The organism is Spirosoma flavus (assembly GCF_054778555.1).
In genome coordinates this window covers 1,424,751-1,443,967 of sequence record NZ_BAAGZL010000002.1, presented here as the reverse complement: position 1 = coordinate 1,443,967, position 19,217 = coordinate 1,424,751, and the positions used below count along the sequence as shown (strand labels likewise).

29 protein-coding genes are annotated in these 19,217 nt (G+C 47.1%); 12 read left to right on the top strand and 17 right to left on the bottom strand.

The window, feature by feature from the left end; genetic code table 11:
- Positions 1-11: 11 nt before the first annotated feature.
- Complete coding sequence (locus ACYVF1_RS14880) at positions 12-590, bottom strand: hypothetical protein (protein ID WP_461080051.1); 579 nt, start codon at positions 588-590, stop codon at positions 12-14.
- A gap of 27 nt (positions 591-617) precedes the next feature.
- Positions 618-1,253: a hypothetical protein gene (locus ACYVF1_RS14875; RefSeq protein ID WP_461080049.1), complete on the bottom strand. Its 636-nt coding sequence runs from the start codon at positions 1,251-1,253 to the stop codon at positions 618-620.
- Positions 1,254-1,662: 409 nt separating this feature from the next.
- Here ACYVF1_RS14875 and ACYVF1_RS14870 point away from each other — a divergent pair, with 409 nt between their 5' ends.
- The 10 genes from ACYVF1_RS14870 to ACYVF1_RS14825 all read left to right on the top strand — a co-directional run bounded on the left by ACYVF1_RS14870 (position 1,663) and on the right by ACYVF1_RS14825 (position 10,409).
- Positions 1,663-2,148: a hypothetical protein gene (locus tag ACYVF1_RS14870; RefSeq protein WP_461080047.1), complete on the top strand. Its 486-nt coding sequence runs from the start codon at positions 1,663-1,665 to the stop codon at positions 2,146-2,148.
- Positions 2,145-2,762, top strand: coding sequence for a hypothetical protein (locus ACYVF1_RS14865; RefSeq protein ID WP_461080045.1), 618 nt, complete (start codon positions 2,145-2,147; stop codon positions 2,760-2,762). The genes ACYVF1_RS14870 and ACYVF1_RS14865 overlap by 4 nt, the downstream gene beginning before the upstream one ends.
- 39 nt (positions 2,763-2,801) lie before the next feature.
- The gene (locus tag ACYVF1_RS14860; RefSeq protein ID WP_461080043.1) at positions 2,802-3,170 is read left to right on the top strand and encodes a hypothetical protein; all 369 of its coding nucleotides are present in this window, start codon (positions 2,802-2,804) and stop codon (positions 3,168-3,170) included.
- Complete coding sequence (locus ACYVF1_RS14855; RefSeq protein WP_461080041.1) at positions 3,167-3,766, top strand: hypothetical protein; 600 nt, start codon at positions 3,167-3,169, stop codon at positions 3,764-3,766. The genes ACYVF1_RS14860 and ACYVF1_RS14855 overlap by 4 nt, the downstream gene beginning before the upstream one ends.
- A gap of 149 nt (positions 3,767-3,915) precedes the next feature.
- Complete coding sequence (locus ACYVF1_RS14850) at positions 3,916-4,635, top strand: CHAP domain-containing protein (protein ID WP_461080039.1); 720 nt, start codon at positions 3,916-3,918, stop codon at positions 4,633-4,635.
- Positions 4,636-4,761: 126 nt separating this feature from the next.
- Positions 4,762-5,475 (top strand): terminase small subunit, encoded by a 714-nt coding sequence (locus ACYVF1_RS14845; RefSeq protein WP_461080037.1) that lies wholly within the window; start codon positions 4,762-4,764, stop codon positions 5,473-5,475.
- Positions 5,472-7,067 (top strand): hypothetical protein, encoded by a 1,596-nt coding sequence (locus ACYVF1_RS14840; protein WP_461080035.1) that lies wholly within the window; start codon positions 5,472-5,474, stop codon positions 7,065-7,067. Before ACYVF1_RS14845 ends, ACYVF1_RS14840 begins: the two co-directional genes overlap by 4 nt.
- Positions 7,064-8,464 (top strand): phage portal protein, encoded by a 1,401-nt coding sequence (locus tag ACYVF1_RS14835; protein WP_461080033.1) that lies wholly within the window; start codon positions 7,064-7,066, stop codon positions 8,462-8,464. The genes ACYVF1_RS14840 and ACYVF1_RS14835 overlap by 4 nt, the downstream gene beginning before the upstream one ends.
- A complete protein-coding gene (locus tag ACYVF1_RS14830) occupies positions 8,461-8,661 on the top strand; it encodes a hypothetical protein (RefSeq protein ID WP_461080031.1) in 201 nt (66 codons plus the stop codon). Before ACYVF1_RS14835 ends, ACYVF1_RS14830 begins: the two co-directional genes overlap by 4 nt.
- A gap of 5 nt (positions 8,662-8,666) precedes the next feature.
- Positions 8,667-10,409, top strand: a complete 1,743-nt coding sequence (locus ACYVF1_RS14825) for a hypothetical protein (RefSeq protein ID WP_461080029.1) — start codon at positions 8,667-8,669, stop codon at positions 10,407-10,409.
- On the opposite strand, the gene ACYVF1_RS14820 is transcribed toward ACYVF1_RS14825, so the two are convergent.
- From ACYVF1_RS14820 to ACYVF1_RS14795, 6 genes are all read right to left on the bottom strand, one after another.
- Positions 10,406-10,639, bottom strand: coding sequence for a hypothetical protein (locus ACYVF1_RS14820; RefSeq protein ID WP_461080027.1), 234 nt, complete (start codon positions 10,637-10,639; stop codon positions 10,406-10,408). The two genes, ACYVF1_RS14825 and ACYVF1_RS14820, sit on opposite strands and share 4 nt — an antisense overlap.
- A 3-nt stretch (positions 10,640-10,642) precedes the next feature.
- Positions 10,643-10,909 (bottom strand): hypothetical protein, encoded by a 267-nt coding sequence (locus ACYVF1_RS14815; RefSeq protein WP_461080025.1) that lies wholly within the window; start codon positions 10,907-10,909, stop codon positions 10,643-10,645.
- Between the two features lie 383 nt (positions 10,910-11,292).
- Entirely contained in the window at positions 11,293-11,427 is a 135-nt protein-coding gene (locus ACYVF1_RS14810) for a hypothetical protein (RefSeq protein WP_461080023.1), read from the bottom strand.
- Positions 11,424-11,621, bottom strand: a complete 198-nt coding sequence (locus tag ACYVF1_RS14805) for a hypothetical protein (protein WP_461080021.1) — start codon at positions 11,619-11,621, stop codon at positions 11,424-11,426. The genes ACYVF1_RS14810 and ACYVF1_RS14805 overlap by 4 nt, the downstream gene beginning before the upstream one ends.
- Positions 11,618-11,806, bottom strand: a complete 189-nt coding sequence (locus ACYVF1_RS14800; RefSeq protein WP_461080019.1) for a hypothetical protein — start codon at positions 11,804-11,806, stop codon at positions 11,618-11,620. The genes ACYVF1_RS14805 and ACYVF1_RS14800 overlap by 4 nt, the downstream gene beginning before the upstream one ends.
- A gap of 47 nt (positions 11,807-11,853) precedes the next feature.
- Positions 11,854-12,036 (bottom strand): hypothetical protein, encoded by a 183-nt coding sequence (locus ACYVF1_RS14795; protein ID WP_461080017.1) that lies wholly within the window; start codon positions 12,034-12,036, stop codon positions 11,854-11,856.
- A gap of 63 nt (positions 12,037-12,099) precedes the next feature.
- Here ACYVF1_RS14795 and ACYVF1_RS14790 point away from each other — a divergent pair, with 63 nt between their 5' ends.
- The gene (locus tag ACYVF1_RS14790; protein WP_461080015.1) at positions 12,100-12,300 is read left to right on the top strand and encodes a hypothetical protein; all 201 of its coding nucleotides are present in this window, start codon (positions 12,100-12,102) and stop codon (positions 12,298-12,300) included.
- A gap of 1,431 nt (positions 12,301-13,731) precedes the next feature.
- Here the strand turns inward: ACYVF1_RS14790 and ACYVF1_RS14785 are convergent.
- From ACYVF1_RS14785 to ACYVF1_RS14770, 4 genes are read right to left on the bottom strand one after another with little or no spacing between them, the layout of a single operon-like run.
- Positions 13,732-13,914, bottom strand: a complete 183-nt coding sequence (locus ACYVF1_RS14785; protein ID WP_461080013.1) for a hypothetical protein — start codon at positions 13,912-13,914, stop codon at positions 13,732-13,734.
- Complete coding sequence (locus ACYVF1_RS14780; protein WP_461080011.1) at positions 13,911-14,492, bottom strand: hypothetical protein; 582 nt, start codon at positions 14,490-14,492, stop codon at positions 13,911-13,913. Before ACYVF1_RS14780 ends, ACYVF1_RS14785 begins: the two co-directional genes overlap by 4 nt.
- A 5-nt stretch (positions 14,493-14,497) precedes the next feature.
- Positions 14,498-14,806 (bottom strand): hypothetical protein, encoded by a 309-nt coding sequence (locus tag ACYVF1_RS14775; RefSeq protein ID WP_461080009.1) that lies wholly within the window; start codon positions 14,804-14,806, stop codon positions 14,498-14,500.
- A complete protein-coding gene (locus ACYVF1_RS14770; RefSeq protein ID WP_461080007.1) occupies positions 14,803-14,982 on the bottom strand; it encodes a hypothetical protein in 180 nt (59 codons plus the stop codon). Before ACYVF1_RS14770 ends, ACYVF1_RS14775 begins: the two co-directional genes overlap by 4 nt.
- Before the next feature lie 140 nt (positions 14,983-15,122).
- Here ACYVF1_RS14770 and ACYVF1_RS14765 point away from each other — a divergent pair, with 140 nt between their 5' ends.
- Entirely contained in the window at positions 15,123-15,371 is a 249-nt protein-coding gene (locus tag ACYVF1_RS14765; protein WP_461080005.1) for a hypothetical protein, read from the top strand.
- Positions 15,372-15,379: 8 nt separating this feature from the next.
- Here the strand turns inward: ACYVF1_RS14765 and ACYVF1_RS14760 are convergent, their stop codons facing one another.
- The 5 genes from ACYVF1_RS14760 to ACYVF1_RS14740 form a co-directional block, all read right to left on the bottom strand.
- Entirely contained in the window at positions 15,380-15,559 is a 180-nt protein-coding gene (locus tag ACYVF1_RS14760) for a hypothetical protein (RefSeq protein WP_461080003.1), read from the bottom strand.
- A gap of 17 nt (positions 15,560-15,576) precedes the next feature.
- Positions 15,577-16,878 carry a DNA-methyltransferase gene (locus ACYVF1_RS14755; protein WP_461080001.1) on the bottom strand — a complete coding sequence of 434 codons (1,302 nt, stop codon included), beginning with the start codon at positions 16,876-16,878 and terminating at the stop codon, positions 15,577-15,579.
- A 12-nt stretch (positions 16,879-16,890) separates the two neighbouring features.
- On the bottom strand, positions 16,891-17,430 hold the full coding sequence (locus tag ACYVF1_RS14750; RefSeq protein WP_461079999.1) for a hypothetical protein: 540 nt from the start codon (positions 17,428-17,430) through the stop codon (positions 16,891-16,893).
- A 79-nt stretch (positions 17,431-17,509) separates the two neighbouring features.
- A complete protein-coding gene (locus tag ACYVF1_RS14745; protein WP_461079997.1) occupies positions 17,510-18,397 on the bottom strand; it encodes a hypothetical protein in 888 nt (295 codons plus the stop codon).
- A complete protein-coding gene (locus ACYVF1_RS14740) occupies positions 18,282-19,208 on the bottom strand; it encodes a hypothetical protein (protein ID WP_461079995.1) in 927 nt (308 codons plus the stop codon). Before ACYVF1_RS14740 ends, ACYVF1_RS14745 begins: the two co-directional genes overlap by 116 nt.
- Between the last annotated feature and the right edge of the window lie 9 nt (positions 19,209-19,217).

Genomic DNA, 19,217 nt, shown 5'->3' with positions numbered 1-19,217 from the left:
GATTGTAAGGGTTAGGGAACGAACAAAAAGCGGGAGGTGAGCGAGATCTGCATGGCAGCGGTAACCTGATACGGTAATTTGCTCAGGCTCACTTCGTGGGCTTCGTAGACGGCCGAAACAGCCTGCTGGCCTTCCAGTTTGACGTCTGCATACGCCAGCGCATTCGGAGCTAAAAGCGCCTTGTTGTTTCCCGCGGATGTCGAACTTGTCAGGACCGCTCCTGCGGCCTGAGCGCCCAGTGTAGCGTCTACGGTTACCGAATCGTAAGCCGTATTGGACGTATCGATGGCGGTGATGGTAGCCGCTTTGGTGCCATTACCGATGATATCACCTACTTTGAGCAGGGACCGTTTCGGAGTTTGGAACGTCAGCACACCATCGGCAATGGAAACGTTAACCAGGGCGGTTTTGACAGGTGTAGCGGTCCGGTTGGCGAAATCAATAAACAAGGGTGTACCCTTTTTCAGATGAATTTGCCCAGCTGGGTAATTCGTCAGGTTCAGATTAAAACCACCTGACAATACGCGTACCGTCTTCTCCTGCCATAGCTCTTCGAGCACAGCGCCGGGTTGAGTGATTTCGTATTTCATCGATGAGGATGAGTTAGGTGTTAAAGACTATTTTTTGGTAGCAGTTTCCCCAATCTTACTCATCATATCCACGAAGGAGCTTTTTGCATCCAGTCCCGGTACGTAGGGCTTACCTTGCGTCTCCAGGACTTCATTCGTCTCTGTCTGCGCAAACTCAGCCTTGTCGGTTTTAAGCCCTTCCAAAAAGCCCGTGAATTTTTCGTCGGTGTCGAAATTCATCAACTCGAAATTCTTCAGGGTCAGTTTTTTGAACTTCTCCGGTGCATCGGCCAAAGCCTCCTCAAGCTGTTGCTTGCGAGTCTTTGTGGTATTGCCTGTTTCAATGTTCAGGACTTTCTCAACTAAGGAATCAACCTTGCTTGCGTAGCCCTTGAACCATTTCGGCATTCCCTCATCATCATCGGCTGAGTCGTCTTTTTCGGGTTTATTGTCGGGCTTCTTTTCGTCTGCCGGCTTTTGGTCCTTTTTTTCAAGTCCCCGAATCCGATCATCCTGCTTGGCAACTTCCGCGAACGGAAAGATGTCGTTGAGCTCCTCCAGCTTACCCTCAATTTCAGACTCCTCAGTGACTTTCAGCTTGTCCGCTATGGCGTCCAGTCTGGCCTTTGAAAGATTAATATTTGGATATTTCTCCTTCAACTTGGCAATGATCTTGTCCTTCATTGGTAAGTGATAAGTATATATTGGTTCGCACAAATATATTGAACGTGCTTATATTGCAAGCACAAAAATTTCTTCATAAATAACTGTTTTTCAATAATTTAGCTAAAGATTAATATGAAAGTTTTACGTAAAATGAGACGAAAAGTGAAAGCCTTTTTTCTGTTTTTACAGGCCCTTCCAATGGACGCAATCGACTGAGCCAGAATTGATTGCAGAATTGCACGAAAACAAGATTGGAAACATAAGTGGAAACACGTTTGGAGACATAAACGGCCACATACTTGGAGACATGAAAAAGGATATGAAAAACTTTAAAATTCAGTACCGATGATACAAGCGCACAGCTGGGCACAAGGCCCATACTACAATACAGGGGCTGAAAATCCCTACGAACTGAAGTTTTTTCGAAATGGCAAAGAGATCGGAGCTGTCTGTTTTGCTACTGAAAAAGAGTGTAGAGAATTCCAGCACGCACACAACAACGCTCACCTTAATTAATCTCCATATGAATGCATTGAAGGACTTTTTCTCAAAAGACAACGCCACGGCCAAGCTGTCGGGCTATCTCGTTTTTGTCGCTTCTTTAATTACGTTATCGGGTCAGTTCTTCCATTATCCACCCAAGACGTATCTGATTATCATGCTGATTTCAGGGGTCATTGCGGTGATGGCTCAGTTCATGCAGAAGAACCGGGTTATCAGTACCTCATTCTGGATCTTATTGGTATACACGGTGCTGGATTATCTGTCTACCAGTAGCCTGATCATCCAGATATGGCCATCGGCACAACCGGTTATCGGCTTTCTGGGTGCTGCCAGTAAGCTGTTCACGCCCTGGACTACGCAGGAGCCTTCCGATCCTAAACCGCCCACCGCTGATCCGCTCATCAAATGATCTGGAAAATTCTCACCGGGCTACTGGGAGGTTTGCTCATAACCGGCGCACTTGTCTACATTCCAGACCTACGTTTCTGGAACAAGAAGGCTGATAAGGCGAACGTCGAACTGGCCGATAGCCTTCGGAAAGTGGGTAATAAGCTAATTGTTGCCCAGAATTCGCTGGCTGTGAATGCGGAATCATTTGCCCGTATCGAACGCGATTTGGAACGGGAAGTCCTCAGCCGGTCAGCCGTGCTGCCAACCATCAAGCTGGATGTGGCTGGTTTATCAGGCCTTGCCCAGCGTACGGGCATACTGGAAAGTCTTGTTCGGGATAAACTGTTAAAACCCGCTGATACGGTGTTTAAAGCTGGCGATCAGATCTGTTACAGCCTGCCCGTTCACGAGGCTATTGCGGTCAAACTTCGCTACTCAGATACGTTACAGAGCCGCCTGTTCTACCGGGAAAGAGCCTATGCCCTGGTGAATGAAGGCTACCGGTTGCGGGGTGATACCATCCAGAAGTTTCGCAAGTGGTCTGATAAAGGCCAGACCCTTGCCGATCAGAAAGGCTGGTTTACCGGTCGCAATAAGAAGCTACGTAAACACAGCCGTTCGCCTCCCATCTAACGGTAATCAACGACCAATCCCCACTCAACAGGCATACCCATGGAATGGAAGGCAGAATACGGATTAATACTCTTTTTGGCATTTGCCGGTGTTACGTACCGATTGACTCAGGGCAAAAATGACAGCAGTTCTAAGATTTCCCAGCGCATTTATGCCCAGTTCTACGCCTGGGTGGTCACCTGCGTGTTATGCGTTGGACTCGGGCTAATGCTCTGGAAATGGCACATTGTCGTAGTCGCTTTAATTACCTGTCTACTCTCCCCCGTGATGGAGCGGGGTATCTGGCTGTGGATGAGCAGTCAGAATTCTTCCAACAACATCATTCAATACATTGACCGCTTTCGACGTACGTGGAAAGCTATGGATACTAACTCAACGAATAATGAAAACAAGTCTCAAGAACCATGAACGTAACCCCTATGTACATCGTATTCGCTGGCGTGGCTGGTATAGCCCAGTACGGAACCCTGTTGCTCAATCTTGACACAAAAGATCGTATCTGGAAATTTGGCTTGTATATCGGCATGATTGGCAGTGCCTATGCCGGTAGCGCCCTGGCAGCCGACGATCTGACCGATATCGAGCTCTACCCCTTCTTAACCTTCATGGGGTCAATAGCTATTATGCTTTCCTGCGTAGTGCTGGATTACTACCTCAAGCCGGTTCCAGCCTCCTCAACCGATGAGCAGCGGCAAGTCCTAACCGGGGTCAAACATCGGGCCTTAGTTCAGATAGGGATTGGTCTGGCCATAACGATCTGCGTAGCTACCTGCGTAGGATTTACCAAAGGGCAGACTGCCGAAAGCCGGGTGCAACAGGGTTTAGCTGGCGTCGTGTACCGACTAGCGGATGAGGTGAAGGCGCTGCATGAAGCACTAAACTCCCTGACTTCGGATGTCAAACAGCTGAAAACGGAAGCTAGAAAGAAAGCCGTCGCTGATTCGATAGCCAATGTCAAAACGCTACGTAACCAGGAGCGGATGCTGAAACAAGGCCGAAAATGAAATGCCCCGTATCGTCAATGACCATACGGGGACACACTAACCCATAAATGAATGTAGTTACCAGTTCGGCAATAACGCTGGTATATACGATACAGTACGATAAACGGTTTTAGTAATTCGGTAACAAAAATTACCCAGATGATTTTGCTATGAACTCCCCCACCATACGTACTCCAGTGGCTATTGGTCTAAAGAATCTAGGCTGGGCTGTTGATAATTCACTACCAGGCTATTCCGAAGCCGATACGTTACGTCGGTTTCAGATGGCTCACCTCGACCGATCGGGCAAACCGCTCGAAGTCGACGGCATATTTGGCCAGAATACGTTCGAGGCCATCTATAAAACGTATACCCCGCTGAGTGCAACGCTCATCAACCGTTTACTCGCTGTCGCCAAATCGCAAATCGGCATCACTGAGGTACCGCCCGGATCGAACCGCGGACCTCAGATTGATCTGGTGCTAAAATCAGTAGGCCTAGGTCCCGGCTATGCGTGGTGCGCTGCCTTCATTTACTGGTGTTTTATGCAGGCATCCAGGCAGATGCAGATTAAAAACCCATGCCCGAAATCGGCAGGCGTGCTGAACCTGTGGAGTCTGGCAGGCTTCAAAGAATCCGGACTGAAACGGATCACGGCAATTCAAGCCGAGGATAGCCCTGAGCTGATTAAACCGGGTATGCAGTTCCTTCTTAAGCTGGGCGCTACCACTGGCCATACCGGTATTGTAGAGCGTGTTGATCCAAATGGCCTATTGACCACCATCGAGGGCAATACCAATCCCGGTATGAGCCGGGAAGGGATTGGCGTGTTTCGACTCAATCGACGACGCATTGATTCGATTAATCTGGGATTTATCAGCTATGAGTGATCAGGAGAAATTGCAAAAAGCTATTGATGCTTTTAAGCTGGCCGTTTTGCGTGAAGTAGTGCCAATCGTCAAAGCTGTAACTGAATTGGCCCTGAAACTGAAAAAAGTGTAACGTTTTGTAACGGTATGACCGCTAAAGAGCAACGGTTTATTGAAGAGTACTGCGTGGACTGTAAGGGGGCTCAGGCAGCGATCCGGGCAGGCTACGCCAAAAGCCGAGCTCGACAGACCGCCTGTGATCTGCTGAAAAAACCAGAGATTAAAAAGGCTATTCGTAAACATCAGAAGGAATTAACGATTACGGCGGCTCAGGCTACCAAAAATCTGAGTGATATAGCCCGAACGCGGGTGAATGACTTTATGGTGATAAAGAAGGTGCTCCACCGGCCAATGGTGCGTAAGCCCCTGAAAGAGATCATTGCCAAGTTGAAGGAAGAGATTGAATTTGAGAATGAGTATTTGTCAGCTGTCGAACTTGAAGAAAACGAGTTGAAGCGACAGAAGGTAAAGATTAAGGGTTTGGAACAAAGCCTCATCCGACTCGAAATCGAGCTACGTCGTAATCCGAAAGCATATCGGGATATTGAAGGCGAAGCCGAATGGATAGAGAGGGCTGAGCTTGATCTGGTAGCTATCGCCAGAGCGAAAGATGTAGGCAATGTATTCGAACTATCATTTACCGAGTTTGGCCCGAAGGTGAAGATGTACGCAGCGGATAAAGCCAATGAAACGCTTCTGAAAATGAAAGGCAAATTGATCGACCGGCAGGATCATACCACCAAGGGCGAATCGCTGAACAAAGGTTTTTACGGATTCCTCAAAAAAGTAAATAAGAAATGACAGCTGAAGAGGAATTAGAGTTGGAGTTAGAAGCACAGGAGCAGATTCGAATCTACACAGCTGACTGGAATAAGTTCGCTTACGATGTCTTATCTGCCCGGCTGGATAAAGAGCAGCAGGCAATACTGTCGTCCGTTCAATTCAATCCACGTACATCAGTGGCCAGCGGAACGGCTCGGGGTAAAGACTACGTAACGGCGGTGGCTTGCATGTGCTTTATGTACCTCACCCCAAAATGGAATGATGAGGGGGATTTAATCGATAATACTAAAGTAGCGCTGACCGCTCCAACCGACAGGCAGGTAAAAAACATTATGATGCCGGAAATATCCCGGTTATATAATAAAGCAAAGCGAAATGGTTGTGAATTGCCGGGACGGTTAACCGTTTACGACATTCGTACGGACAGTGAAGAGTGGTTTTTAACTGGCTTCAAAGCGTCTGAACATAACCATGAAGCCTGGTCCGGATTCCACGCGGTCAATACCATGTTTGCCATTACGGAGGCATCGGGGATCAGTGACGATACGTTTGGCGCTATTGAAGGTAACCTGCAGGGCAATAGCCGGATCCTGATCGTATTTAACCCAAACCAGTCAGTAGGGTATGCAGCACGGTCCCAGAAAATGGAGCGCTGGAACAGGTTTCGATTGTCATCCCTGACGGCGCCCAATGTTATTGAGAAACGGCAGGCTATTCCCGGCCAGGTCGATTACGAATGGATTGTTGACAAACTCGATACGTGGTGCGAGACGATAGAACCTCATCAGATCGACATTGCTCAGGATGACTTTGAATTCGAAGGGAAGTGGTACCGGCCTCAGGATATCTTTCGGATTAAGGTATTAGGCAAATTTCCCAAAGTCGGCAACGATGCGCTGATTCCTCAGCAGTGGGTTGAAGCCGCTCAGGCCCGGTGGATACGCTACCATAAAGATGTTCGCTACGAGATGTATCCGAAAGCGTTGCATCTGGGTGTTGACGTAGCAGGTATGGGGCGGGATAGCACAGTTTTCGCCTACCGGCACGGAAATATTGTACCCAAATTCGAGAAAAGTAATTCAGGTGGCGAGGCTGATCATATGGAAGTCGCCGGCCGGGTAGTGCATGTGCTGAAGAATAATCCGGAAGGCGTTGCCCTGATCGATACCATTGGCGAAGGGGCTGGAGTTTATTCGAGAACCAAAGAATTAGGCTACGAGAATCGCGCGCTATCCTGTAAATACAGCGAATCGGCTACCAACGACTCGGGCGATCCACTCACTGACATTACCGGCCAGTACACCTTTGCCAACATGCGAGCGTACCTCTTCTGGGCGGTACGGGATTGGCTGAATCCGAAAAACTATAAGCCTGGCACCGAAGACAACTACCTCCCTATGCTGCCACCGGGCGGTGGCTTCATGGAAGAAGCGACCGAAATCAAGTGGAAATTTCAGTCGAACGGAAGCATCATCATTGAACCCAAAGAGGATATACAGCTGCGACTCAAACGCTCAACCGATGAGTTTGACGCCATGGCCAATACGTTCTATCCAGTCAAACTAGCTCAAATCCAAAATCTTTCATCCATCGCAAGTTTATTCCAATGAAATACAAAGACATCACTGGTAACGAAAATGTTGATGAGTCGATCAAGTTTCTGACTCAATATGGTTCTGACTCAAAAGTGAATGACTACAAAAATCAGTATGACATCACTGATGAGCGGGAAATCATGGATAAAACCACCAGGCCCGATAAAGTCGTTGTGGTTGATGAAAAGGCGGGTAAAAATCGGATTGAGAAAGTCAACCGGCTGGCGTTGCCCCTGCAGAAACGGATTGTCAATTCAAGCGTTTGCTTCACCTTCGGCAATCCCGTCGATCTGGTTTGTGAAGTGAAAGAAGACTCCGTAGAGAGCCAGATTCTGGGCGCTGTCAATCAGATTCTGACAGATAATAAAATTGATACCGTCAACCGGCAAATCGCTCGTAATATCGCCCGGTGCACGGAAACGGCTGAATGCTGGTTTCCTGTCAGCCTTGCCGAAGATCATGATCACTATGGGTTTACTACGAAACTAAAAATTCGGGTTCAGGAATTCTCGCCTTGGGACGGCAATAAACTATATCCATTTTATGACGAAACCGGCGATATGGTTGCCTTTAGCCGGGCTTATCGTCGGAAAGAAAATGGTAAGGATGTCGACTATTTCGAGGTTTATACCGATGAAGAAAAAATAGGCTGGAAGAAAGTCGATCAGGGGTGGGTGCAATTTGTTAAGGAAGCAAATATTCTCAAGAAAATCCCCATTGTGTACGGCCGTCAGGATAAAGTCGAATGGCATGATGTACAGTCGCTGATCGACCGGCTGGAAAAGACTAAATCCAACTTTGCTGATACCAATGATTACTTCGGCTCCCCCATCCTCGGCGTTACGGGTAAAATAACGGGGCTGGCAGCTAAAGGTACGCAAGGCAAGGTGATCGAAATGGAGAAGGATGCCAAAGCCGAATACATTGAATGGGAGAACGGACCCGAAGCTGTCAAGTTTGAAGTCGAAGATTTGCGCCGTGACATATACGGTATGACTCAGACGCCGGACCTTTCGTTTGATTCGGTCAAAGGGTTGGATATATCGGGTATCGCTATGAAATTCCTGTTTATGGATGCGCACCTGAAGGTTCAGGATAAACGCGAAATATTCGACGCCTATCTACAGCGACGGCTCAATATCATTAAAGCGTTTGTAGGAGTGCTCAATCTGAAATGGACGAAGGAGGCCGCCAAGCTGGTGATCAAGCCGAAGATTGTGCCGTACATCATTACCAACGAAAAAGACATTATCGACCTGCTCTCGGAAGCTACCGGCGGAAAACCACTGGTTTCTCAGAAAACGGCCGTTACGTTGTCGGGATTGGTGGAAGATGTCGACAGTGAGTTTGCCCAGATTCAGGAAGAGGAAACCAGAAGCCGCTCTTTTGACATACGCGAACCAACAGCATGAGAATCGATAACGAATTTGCCTTAAAACAGACCGTCTATCTCAAAACGGATAAAGAACAGTTACCGCGGCTGGTAACCGCTATAAAGATCTGTCCGGATGGATTGCTCTATGAGCTAATCCAGGGTACGGCCAGTTCGTACCATTACGATTTTGAGATATCGGAATCGGTTGACGTGTTACTTTCCTCCACGAACTAACGTATATGAGCTTTCGTAAATTCAGCCCAACAGACTGGAATAACCGCCATTCTAAACAGGTGGAAGAATACGCCCGTCGGGTGCAACTCATTATTTACACCGCCATTCGGGAAGCGACCCAGATCGCTACGCAGGCCAAACCGGATCCGGAGAGTGAATTCAGCTTTGAGAAGTACCCCAAAACCAAAGAACGGGTAAATGATCTCTTCCAGCGGGTAGCCCTGAACCTGCTGTTTACGATTCAGGCGGGGCAACGGGCGCAGTGGGACTTTGCTGATCAGAAAAATGATGCGTTCGTCGATTCGGTATTTTACGACAATAAACTACCGACTGAGCCGGGCCAGAATCCTCAGCCATCCGACGAGCCGGTTATTCCACCGGTTTATAAATCCCGAAATGAGCAGGCACTGGCTGCCTTTCAGGCCCGAACCGTTGGGGGGTTATCGCTATCGGACCGCGTATTTAAATATGCTCAGCAGCTACGCAGTGAACTGGAGCTGGCCATCGATCTGGGCATTGGCGAAGGCAAATCGGCGACCCGAATGAGTCAGGATATTCGGGGGTATCTCAATGAACCCGAACAGTTGTTTCGCCGGGTACGTAACAAACGGGGGCAACTGGCCCTCTCCAAAGCCGCTAAAGCCTATCATCCCGGCCGGGGTGTTTACCGGTCCTCGTATAAAAATGCGATGCGGCTGGCCAGAACGGAGATCAATATGGCCTACCGGGAATCAGACCATTTGCGGTTGCAGAAGCTGGATTTCGTGGTGGGTATCGAAGTGCGCCGGTCGAATAACACCGTCGGTTGTGATGTCTGCGAGGCCCTGAAAGGGAAGTATCCAAAAACGTTTAAGTTCGTCGGGTGGCATCCAAATTGTAAATGCCACGTAATTTCAATATTGGCAACGCGGGAGGAGCTACGCGAATTGACCCGTAAAACGCTGGCCGGTGAAGATACGTCGAACTTTGTTTCGGACAATCAGATCGAGGAGCCGCCTGCGGGTTGGGATATCTGGCTGGAAGATAACATGAAGCGCTTTGAGAAGCCCGGCGCTAGTAAACCCTTGTTTGTGGTCGATAACGAGCCGTTTGTCAAGGCACCCTTAACACCACCCATCATTCGGGAGCTTACTAACATTCCAGGCCAACTGGCCGGTTATGAGAAAAAGATGCGGGTGAAGGTCGACCGGCGCGTATTTAGTATGCTCAATAAGTCGGTGATGCTGAGCATGGAAACCAAAGAAGCCTTATTTGGCTACGACCCGATGCGCAAATACGTGAAGGGGTATTATGCCAGCCGGTATAAGCAAAGTAAATGGAAAGCGGAAACCGTCATCTATCACGAGTACGCCCACGCCATTGACTGGCAGCAAAACCTGCGCTTTTCTCCAGAAGTTAAACAATTGATGGACAAATACCGGGCTGAATTTTCGGCGGCCAACGATGCATTGTATAAACAGCTGGACCGCAAACTTAAGGATCAGAGCCGACTCGTCTTTAAGAAAAATAAGCACGATCATCAGGAGAAGATAGCCGCGGCCAGGGATACGTTAATGGCCTTAAACCCTACGTATGGATTTGGTCACGATGATGCGTATTGGCAGATTGCCGGCCATCCCGAAGCCGAATTCATCGCCCATGCGTTTGAAAATTACTTCAAAGGTAATGCCTATTTTCAGTCCGCTATGCCGGGGTTATATGCTGAATCGCAGGCGCTGGTCGCAAATTGGCTGAAAGCATTACCCTAACCGATGGGTACCAACTCCACAATATCAGGCTCGGTGATCAGATCAGGATTGGAACGGCGCACCTGAAGTCGCTGATTCGTTCGTTCGGCCTCTTCCAGTAAGGAGTATAGTTTTTTAGGCTTCAGTAGCAGCATAGCCATTTCGATGGTCTGCGAGTACTTACCGCCCAGGTCGAGGTAATGATCCATCAACTGCTCGCCCGTCATGTTTTTTGTCGAAATTGTTGCCATAGCCTATTTTTTGAAGGGCACTCCCAATAAAACGTGTTTTTCGACTTCTCCGTTCAGGTAGTCAACCGCCAGCACAGCAATCGCCCGGCCCTGAACCGTTCGAAGTGAATCAATCCCATCATAGTTGGTTCGACCCTCTACGAGTACGTTGTACACTTCGGTATAGCCTTCCTTTATGGCCCGGTTGATGGGCTTCTCCATCTGATCGGCTTTCAGCCGTTTGCCGATATCCCGAATGGTCTGCTGGATTTGTGCTTCAGTTGGTTTCATATTTATACGCTGAACAAATTGGTTAAACGCCTAATTATCAATTCGATAATATTTATGGGTAGTCCAGATCGCCGGATTGTTATACAGTCAGGCGATTTTTTTTAAATAAATTCTATACTCTCATAACTCAAGTCCCATCTAATAGACTGTTTGTGATTATTAATCAGAACATAAAGCATAATGTAGGATTTACTTTTAATAAATCGACCCACCTCGATAATGGTTGCCTCATGCTCCTTATATTGGTTATAAGAATCTGGAAAATAGCTTAAGGTCAAGTATGTACTTCCCGAACGTTCTGTTACCTCCCACACTTTTATGCGTTTGCCCAATAAAGCCTCGCTCAGTACCTGATTAAAACTTTGTATCATTTGAAAAGCCAGCTAATTCAGATAGATATAAAAGTGATCAAAACTAGTTCCGTAAATCTCGTAAAATGATCCAACCATAAACCGGAACGGAATCCGCGGGTGATACGTAGCATGATCAAAATGCCAGCAGGTATACAGGTTCTTCATAACGTAGGAGCATCGGCTGTCTTCTTAACGTGCTCAGGGCTAACAGCAATCACCTTGCCCGTCTTGTCTGCTTTCACTTTTAGTCGTCCAAATGGCGTCCATTCAATTACTGTAGCCCGGTAGGGCTTTCGGGCATAGCCTCGCACGTAGGGCGTGACAACTACCCGGTCACCGGTTGATATGACAGAATTCATGGCTCCAGTTGCTGCTCAGTTTCAAAGATGACGATGGCCAGTCGTAGCCAGCGCGGAAATTCCTGCTGTTTGCTGTTGATTAACTGCGTAACCGTTGTTGGAGCATGACCTGTTATTAACGCTACATCCGCATTCGTCCACTTATAATGCTTTTTCATCCGGTTGTAGCGCTGTTTCCAGGTCATGCTCAAAGATACGTTTTTTGCTTAAAAAATATAGTATAATATACTTTTTATTCGATTTCTTCCAGTTGAGGCATGAGTTCAACCTTATTCTGGACCAACGCCTGATTACACTGCTCGATCTGCTCTTTGATCTGCTCGCGAAGATTGCCATCGGAAGCAGATAGCTGACCCAGGGCTTTGAACAATTGATCTTTTCTAGCCCATACCTGGGCACGTTCGTTAGTTGTCATGATTCGGGTTGTTAAAGATGAACCGCTATATTATACCTTTGCTATATATATTGCAAGTAAATTATGTTATCGGCTAGAATGAAGTATGCGATTATTGAAGGCACTGAGCCAGATATGAAGTATGCTGTACTGGACATCGAAGGGGAGCCATTGGAATTCGAGACCATAGAGGATGCCAAAAACTACGGCTGGCGTACGCTCAAACTGGACGAGTTCACGGTGATGAAGTTTACGCCAAAACCACCCAATGTATTCGAGTATTAGTCTACTGACTTACATAACACAGACGAGAAAGGGTGCTCACTTCTATATATCGAAAAGTTCAGGCAAATCGTCTCCTATATCAATAAATAACCTGATAAGTCTGTCTTGCGTTTTTGCATCCACCTCAGCTATGCAAGCTTCAACCACCCTGAACACATAATTCTCTATAAGCGCGATGAATTGCTCCTGATCCTTTTTCATCAGCATGTCTCCTGTAATCTTTCAACTACGATCGTTTTTGTCGTAGGACAGAATAACAATAAGGATTTAATGTTTGCAGAAGTTAGCTAACGGCCTTATAAACTAAAAGTAGGCTACTTAAACTATAAGCCTCCAGCATTATTAGACTATAAGTCATATTCTATAAGCACAATTAATTATTTATATTGTTATATAAATTGTGACTTTGCTTTGGGTAATCGGTCAAAATAGTACCTTTTTAACCAACTGCCTTAAACAAAGTCCTACCAATGGCTACTCATAAGCAACTTCAGAACGACGTTACGTCAACCTCAGCTGACCCATCTGCTACTTTAGTCAATTGGGTTCAAGCTATGACTACCCTTCATGAGCTCTCCAGGGAGTTGATGGAAACTATTAGTAAACGTGAACAGCAAACCCTCGCCTTGACCCAACATGGAGTCGATCCAGTTAGTCGACCTCATATAAGTGAACTAAAAAAAATCTTTGTAGAGACGATTCACGAACTTAGCCAGCTGATGGCCGATATGGATAAACCCAGCTATCAAAAGGCTACTCCATTATCAATTAATTACCTGCATTCGCATGTGATACGACTAAAAAAACAAGCTAAACGAATCCGGCGGGCACTCGAGTCAAGTAAAACTCATGCTCCTACTGTTCTGCATCAGAATAGGCTAATCATCTCAAAGTAAACACCTGAGCAATATTCTTGCTAAATGGTAAGGTAACTTACAGTAGGTTAAGGCAGTAACAACGCTTACTTAATAATGGCCATACCATGTGATTCAATACTATTACTTTTTTGTAAATTTTAAGGAAAGTCAAGTGGCATGAGATAAAAGAGTGATACCTTCCAGAAAAAGTAACAAATGTTTTGAAAGAACCCGGCATCTGATTTTCAGTGTCGGGTTTATTTATAAGTTGTTGCGAGAAAGATCTAAATGATCGGTTTTAAGCCGGGTAGTTGGATGGTTTCCATTTGGTGTTACGGTAGAGGGAAATATTATTTAAACTTTTATTTAACTTTTTGATTATTTGAGGGTTATGAGTTCAGTTAATTGTGTAGTTTTCCTGGACAATTGTCACGCTCTGCTTTCGTTAGGTGCAGCTTGATTGAGGGAATAAGCTCATGATTTATTTGCCTTTAGGGTAAGTGAATACTGAGTGAGCAGAATAAATGTGATAAATGCTCTCAGGTCATACTTTCTTTAGGTGTGGCCTGATTTATTATTTCACCTTCCTCAGCAACCGCCCAATCACCACCGCAACTCGTCCATTCTCAAACCGAACGAGCATACTGCCATTCTTGCCGCGAATACATTTACCATCATCACGGAGTACAGCCGTGCATAACTGACCTTTTAACGTCGGGTCAGTCATGCGGTCGCCTAAATAGGTGTAGTGTTTCATTTTACGTGTGAATCTAATTCCGATTCACTAAGAATCTTTAGCTTCACCCGTTCCATGTGCTTCGATTTCTCATCATAATTGTTCCAGACATTTTCTGAAATCTTGAATCGGCTGTGTAGCTCCTCCACCGATATAGCTACAGCATTTTCCCCCTGATGATAGTAGCTTAAATTCTCACGTATCTTGGATTCAGTGTATTTGCCAGCTCGTCTGACGTTGGTAGTATAACCGGCGTTATTTGGCCCCCAGAATGTCAGTACTCCTTTTGATGAATGGGTATAGCTGATTACATAAAACAGCTTTTCTCCCTGCTCATTCTGGGTTTCGGGCATAATCTTTTTTAGATCGGGGTTATATTCCAGATAGGATTTATCAGGATCACAAACCGTATCGATCAGCAGATCACAGCCGATTATGACCCGGTTACGGGCTGAGGCCAGAGGCCCTCTCATAGCCGAACGAACGTATCGGGCTAATACCTCATCCGAGACATATTCTTCATCATTTTCAATGTGATTCTCAAGCGTATCGAAGAATTTCTGCATTACTTCAATATCCTGCTTGGTTGCTTTGGCCATTCTCATTATAAAAGCTGTTTATTGGTTGGAATTGCGAGCAGTTCTAACATCTGCTCATCTAGGTAAGAGTTGCCTTTGTCCCGGTATCTGGGCTTCCGCCCTTCGAACCAGCTGATTATATCCATCTGTAACTCACATTCCCGAATCTGGGCGGCAACCATCAGCGTACTGGCATCAAATCGATCTAATTCAGCGCTATCCTTCACCCATGCTATGGCAGCGTCATTTTTGAAGGATTCGTAGCGTTCGATTAATCGCCTGTAACGCAGGGCAACCACATTGAACAAATTATTGATTTCAACGGTCGACCTCACTTCGGTATCTGTTTTAGGAGTTTACGTCTGACTTTCCCCGCAGCCTCCAGATCGACCAGGCTAATCTGGCACTGGGTACGTAGGCTGGGACTTTTGCGAAGCTGCTCGATGCCCATCTGAATCAGGAAGGCAGCGGTGCGTTCGCCGGGTATGGGTTTAGGTGTGGTCTTTTTCATGGAATTTCAGAGTCAGCTACATGCAGAATCTCAGCAATCGCAATCGGTTTTAAGCTGGGCAGTTTGATGGTTTCCATTTGATGCTACGGGGAGTGGGTTGTTTTCGTACCTTGTCTGATAAATCTAAATCTTCTCATTCCATGCAACTCGATACCTTCTCCAAACGTGTACTTGTCATTGCTGTTTCTTTCTCCCTCGTCTTACTATCAGCCAGCCTGTTCGTGTTCACCCTGCAACGGGCTACAGCGGGGCCACAGCAGCAGTCAGCGCCCCCAATGTATCGACCTGAGATTATTGGATTAGGCGTAGTCGGAGACAAAGGGTACTACGCAGCTTGGGACAAAGACCAAAAGCGGTATATGACCAACTATTTTACGGTGTATCCATAGGGAGCGGGTCAGATTATTTTGCGTAATAGTCGTCCAATCACCACCGCAACTCGCCCATTCTCAAACTGAACGAGCATACTGCCATTCTTGCCGCGAATACACTTTTCGCCGTTCATTACGGCAGTACAGGGTTGACCTTTTAGGGTTGGGTCGGTCATGCGGTCGCCAAGATAGGTGTAGTGTTTCATAGTGTACTAACACTTGTTTATTGAAAAAGGCCTAATTCGCCATGCAGTCGACGCTGGGCTATCTGGATGTAGTCAGGATTTAATTCGTAGCCGAGATAGTTTCGGCCAAGTTTTCGTGCGACCATAGCGGTGGTACCAGCACCCATGAACGGATCGAGGATTAAGCCGCCCGGGGGTGAACCTGCTTTTATACAATCAATGATTAGTTCAGGCGGGAACGTAGCAAAGTGGGCATCCTTAAATGGCTTCGTGGCCACGGTCCAAACTGAACGCTTGTTACGAGTTATGCCTTCCCAGGGTATAGAACTACAGACATTCGAACCCGAATTTTCCGGACATCCCCGTTCACTACCAGGCTTACGTTCTTTATTGCCTGATTTCTTAGGAGCCGATACAAATTCCCGGTAGTACCCTCCCAATGCAGCTTTGGCTTCCTCGGCCAATCGAATAACCTCCTCCGAATTTTTACCAGCACCGGATTGTAACAGCTTGGATTGTCCCGCGTCGCTGAGCCCTACCGAACGAATCGCATCAAAATGAGCGTCGGTTAGTCCGTGTTGGTTAGCCAGTTCAATAGCTCGTTTGAGTTGTGGCCGAACACCAACCGCTTTCATGGGTCCGTTGGTTTTTCCTGGTATTCGATTACTCCCAGCTTGAGACTCGAGATCCTGATCCAGCCTTGCGATCGTCGAAGCTGTAACTGGCTCCTTGATAGCCTCAGCATCGTAGTAATACTTTGCTGATTTTGAGAGCAGGAATAGATATTCATGGGATTTCGTGCAGCGGTCTACAACACTTTCCGGCATCGGATTCGGTTTGTGCCAGATAATATCCTGCCGTAAATACCAACCATCAGCCTGCAACGCAAAGGCAAGCCGCCAGGGAATGCCAATCAAATCTTTTGGCTTATAAAGCGAATGCTTTCGATCCGTCGGTCTAGTTTGATTAATACCACCAATTTGATGATGTGCTCCGTTGAAAGATCGGCCAGCATTGTAGCGTTCGTTCTGATATTCGGCTGAATAGCTCTGGCCAGATTTCCCTTTGCCTCCCCAGTAACTATCGCCAATGTTGAGCCATAACGTACCATCGGATTTAAGTACCCGTCGAACCTGCCGAAACACCTCAACTAGTTTTTGAATGTACTGCTCGGGCGTATCTTCCAGGCCAATTTGCTCCTCGTTGCTATAATCCCGGAGCGCAAAGTAAGGTGGTGAAGTAACGCAGCAATTCGCAATACTATCAGGCAATTTACCAAGGCCTGTAAGGCAATTCTCATTGATGATGGTATTGACGAATGCTGCTGAAAAATCAGTCATGATCGGCTTACTTTAGAATTTGCAGGTACCTTTGGGAACAATAGGAAACAACTCACCACTGTAGCGCCATGCCGGATTGGCCTCAATCGCTTTAATTTCCTCGGGGGTAGCAAAGCGAAGCCGTCGACCTTTCATTTGCTTGACCACGCCCCGTAGATGCACGCTGAGCGCCTGCTGGGAGGTATGCAGCGCTTTGGCGCATTCGTAGCCGGATGAATAATAGCGGCCCGTGTTCAGACAGATCACCATTCGGGAAGAGCCTTTGGGGTTTCGGGCTGGCTTTTTGGGCGGAACTGTGGCAGGTTCATCACGCAGGGTAGCGGCCTGAGCATGCTGGCGGCTAACCAGCTTCTGGCCCAGCTCAGCGTATTTGGCAATCTGTTTTTCCAGCATGTGAGGCCTTACGTAAACCGTAGTGGCTACGTAGATGCCCGGCCCGGTCAGCTGGCAGGGAATCAGTCCGGATATATCCGATTTAGGCAGATGTTTTTCACCGCGGGGCTTGAAATCAACGGGTGCGAAACTTGGCGTAATGTGGTTTTTTAGGTTCATTTTGATTGATTTGAGATGAGCTTCCCCTACCCAGGTGCTAGGCCCAGCGGATTCGGTTCAGCAGGTGATTGGATTGGATTTACCGGCGCGATTTGGCCGTGGATGGATATTCGATGAGATTACACATTTCCCGAAGCCGATCCGGAACGCGGGGGCCGTACAGGGCTTCTAGTTCGTCGATGGTGTGATTGCTGGTAAAATGGGTGAGGTTATAAGCACCCATGCGGTAGCGCCCTTCAATGATTTGCGCCATTACGTTACGAACATTGCCCCAGTGGTTGCCGATATCTTCCTGACCCAGATCATCAAAGAAACGGCCGGTTACCGCCTGACCAAACGAATAATCGGTATTGGCGACGCCCATATTGGTGATGTAATAATCAATCACCGACTGGCCGCCTTCCTTTTTATCGGTATACTCGTTGGCGATGATCTGACAATCATGCTGGGTAAAACAAACATGCGGATTCGTATCACAGATCGACATCAACTGCGTTTTACCAACACCGGTATTGCCCGCCAGGTAAATGCCCTTGTAGAGCGAATAAGCGGGATTGAGCTGCAAAAACCGTTCATCTTTGGTGAAATACAGCGAGAGAATCTTCAAAACAGCTTCGTTATCGGCATCGATGTCGAACTGACCTGATTTCCAGTGCAGATCCTCGGCCCGGCCGTCACCCCGTTTTTTAATAAACTCCCGGAAACTTTTGGCCGTAAACTGAGGAAACTCCCGAATGCCCTTCGTCTTTTTGGCGTAGGCCTGCTGGTAAAGCAACTGACCCTTTTTGATCCGTTCCCGGCGAACCAGCTCATCACACTCTTCTTCGGTTAGTTGAGGGTACCTTGGCGGATCAGAGGTCCACATCGCAATGGCTTCCCGTTCCGCGGTAGTTAGGTTGACCGACGGCTGTAGGGCGGAGAGTGCTTTTTGTTCGGCCGTTGGCTTGATTGCTGGTAAGGTTTCCATTGGTTTGCTGGTTAATCAGGGGTCGTTTGCCGAGCCAGTTTTTAAAGTGGTTACGTACTCTGTACATTTTGGGGAACAGGGGTCTGTCTTCCTGCTGATCCATTTCCTGCTGCGTGATGAACATCTCAATCAGGGCCTGATAGTCATCGCGGCTTTTGGCTATTTTCAGCTGCTCGTAAGCGTAGCGCCAGTGGGAGGATGATTTGCCAAGTTCCACCCGAACCTCATCGGCCGTGGGGAGGGGGTTGGGGGGAGGGGCACCCTCTTCATTTTTTTGGTCACTAGGTTCATCACTTGTTTCTTCATCAACAGCATCCGCGACGTCAGGCGCGTTTTGTTGTTGATTATTGTTTTCTAAATTTTCATTATCCTTTTCTTCTATTTTCTCATCCTTAGTAATACTAGAGCTATCAGTCATTGGCGTAGAGGGTATAAGTGAACCACTTATAGGGGTCGGAGCTTCTGACGTAGACCCTCTACGTTTTTTACTTATAGGACTATCCGTTTTTTGCTTATACCTCTGCGCGTTTTCCGTATAGGGTATAAGTAAATGACTTATAGGGGTAATGGTGCGAGCATTCGATTCAGCCTGAGAAACTACCACATTCAAAATACCTTCGGTCTTGAATTTGGTGACCATTTCGGACACATTTTGAAAGTGAATGCCCACACCATTAGCTAACTCTTTATTACTATCGGTACAAGTGCCGCCGTTACCAGCGGCCCTGTAACAAATGAGCGCCAATAGCATACGTTCAGCGGGTTTGCGCTTCATTTTATATATCACATCGTCAATCCACAGACCCGCCATTATACGCGT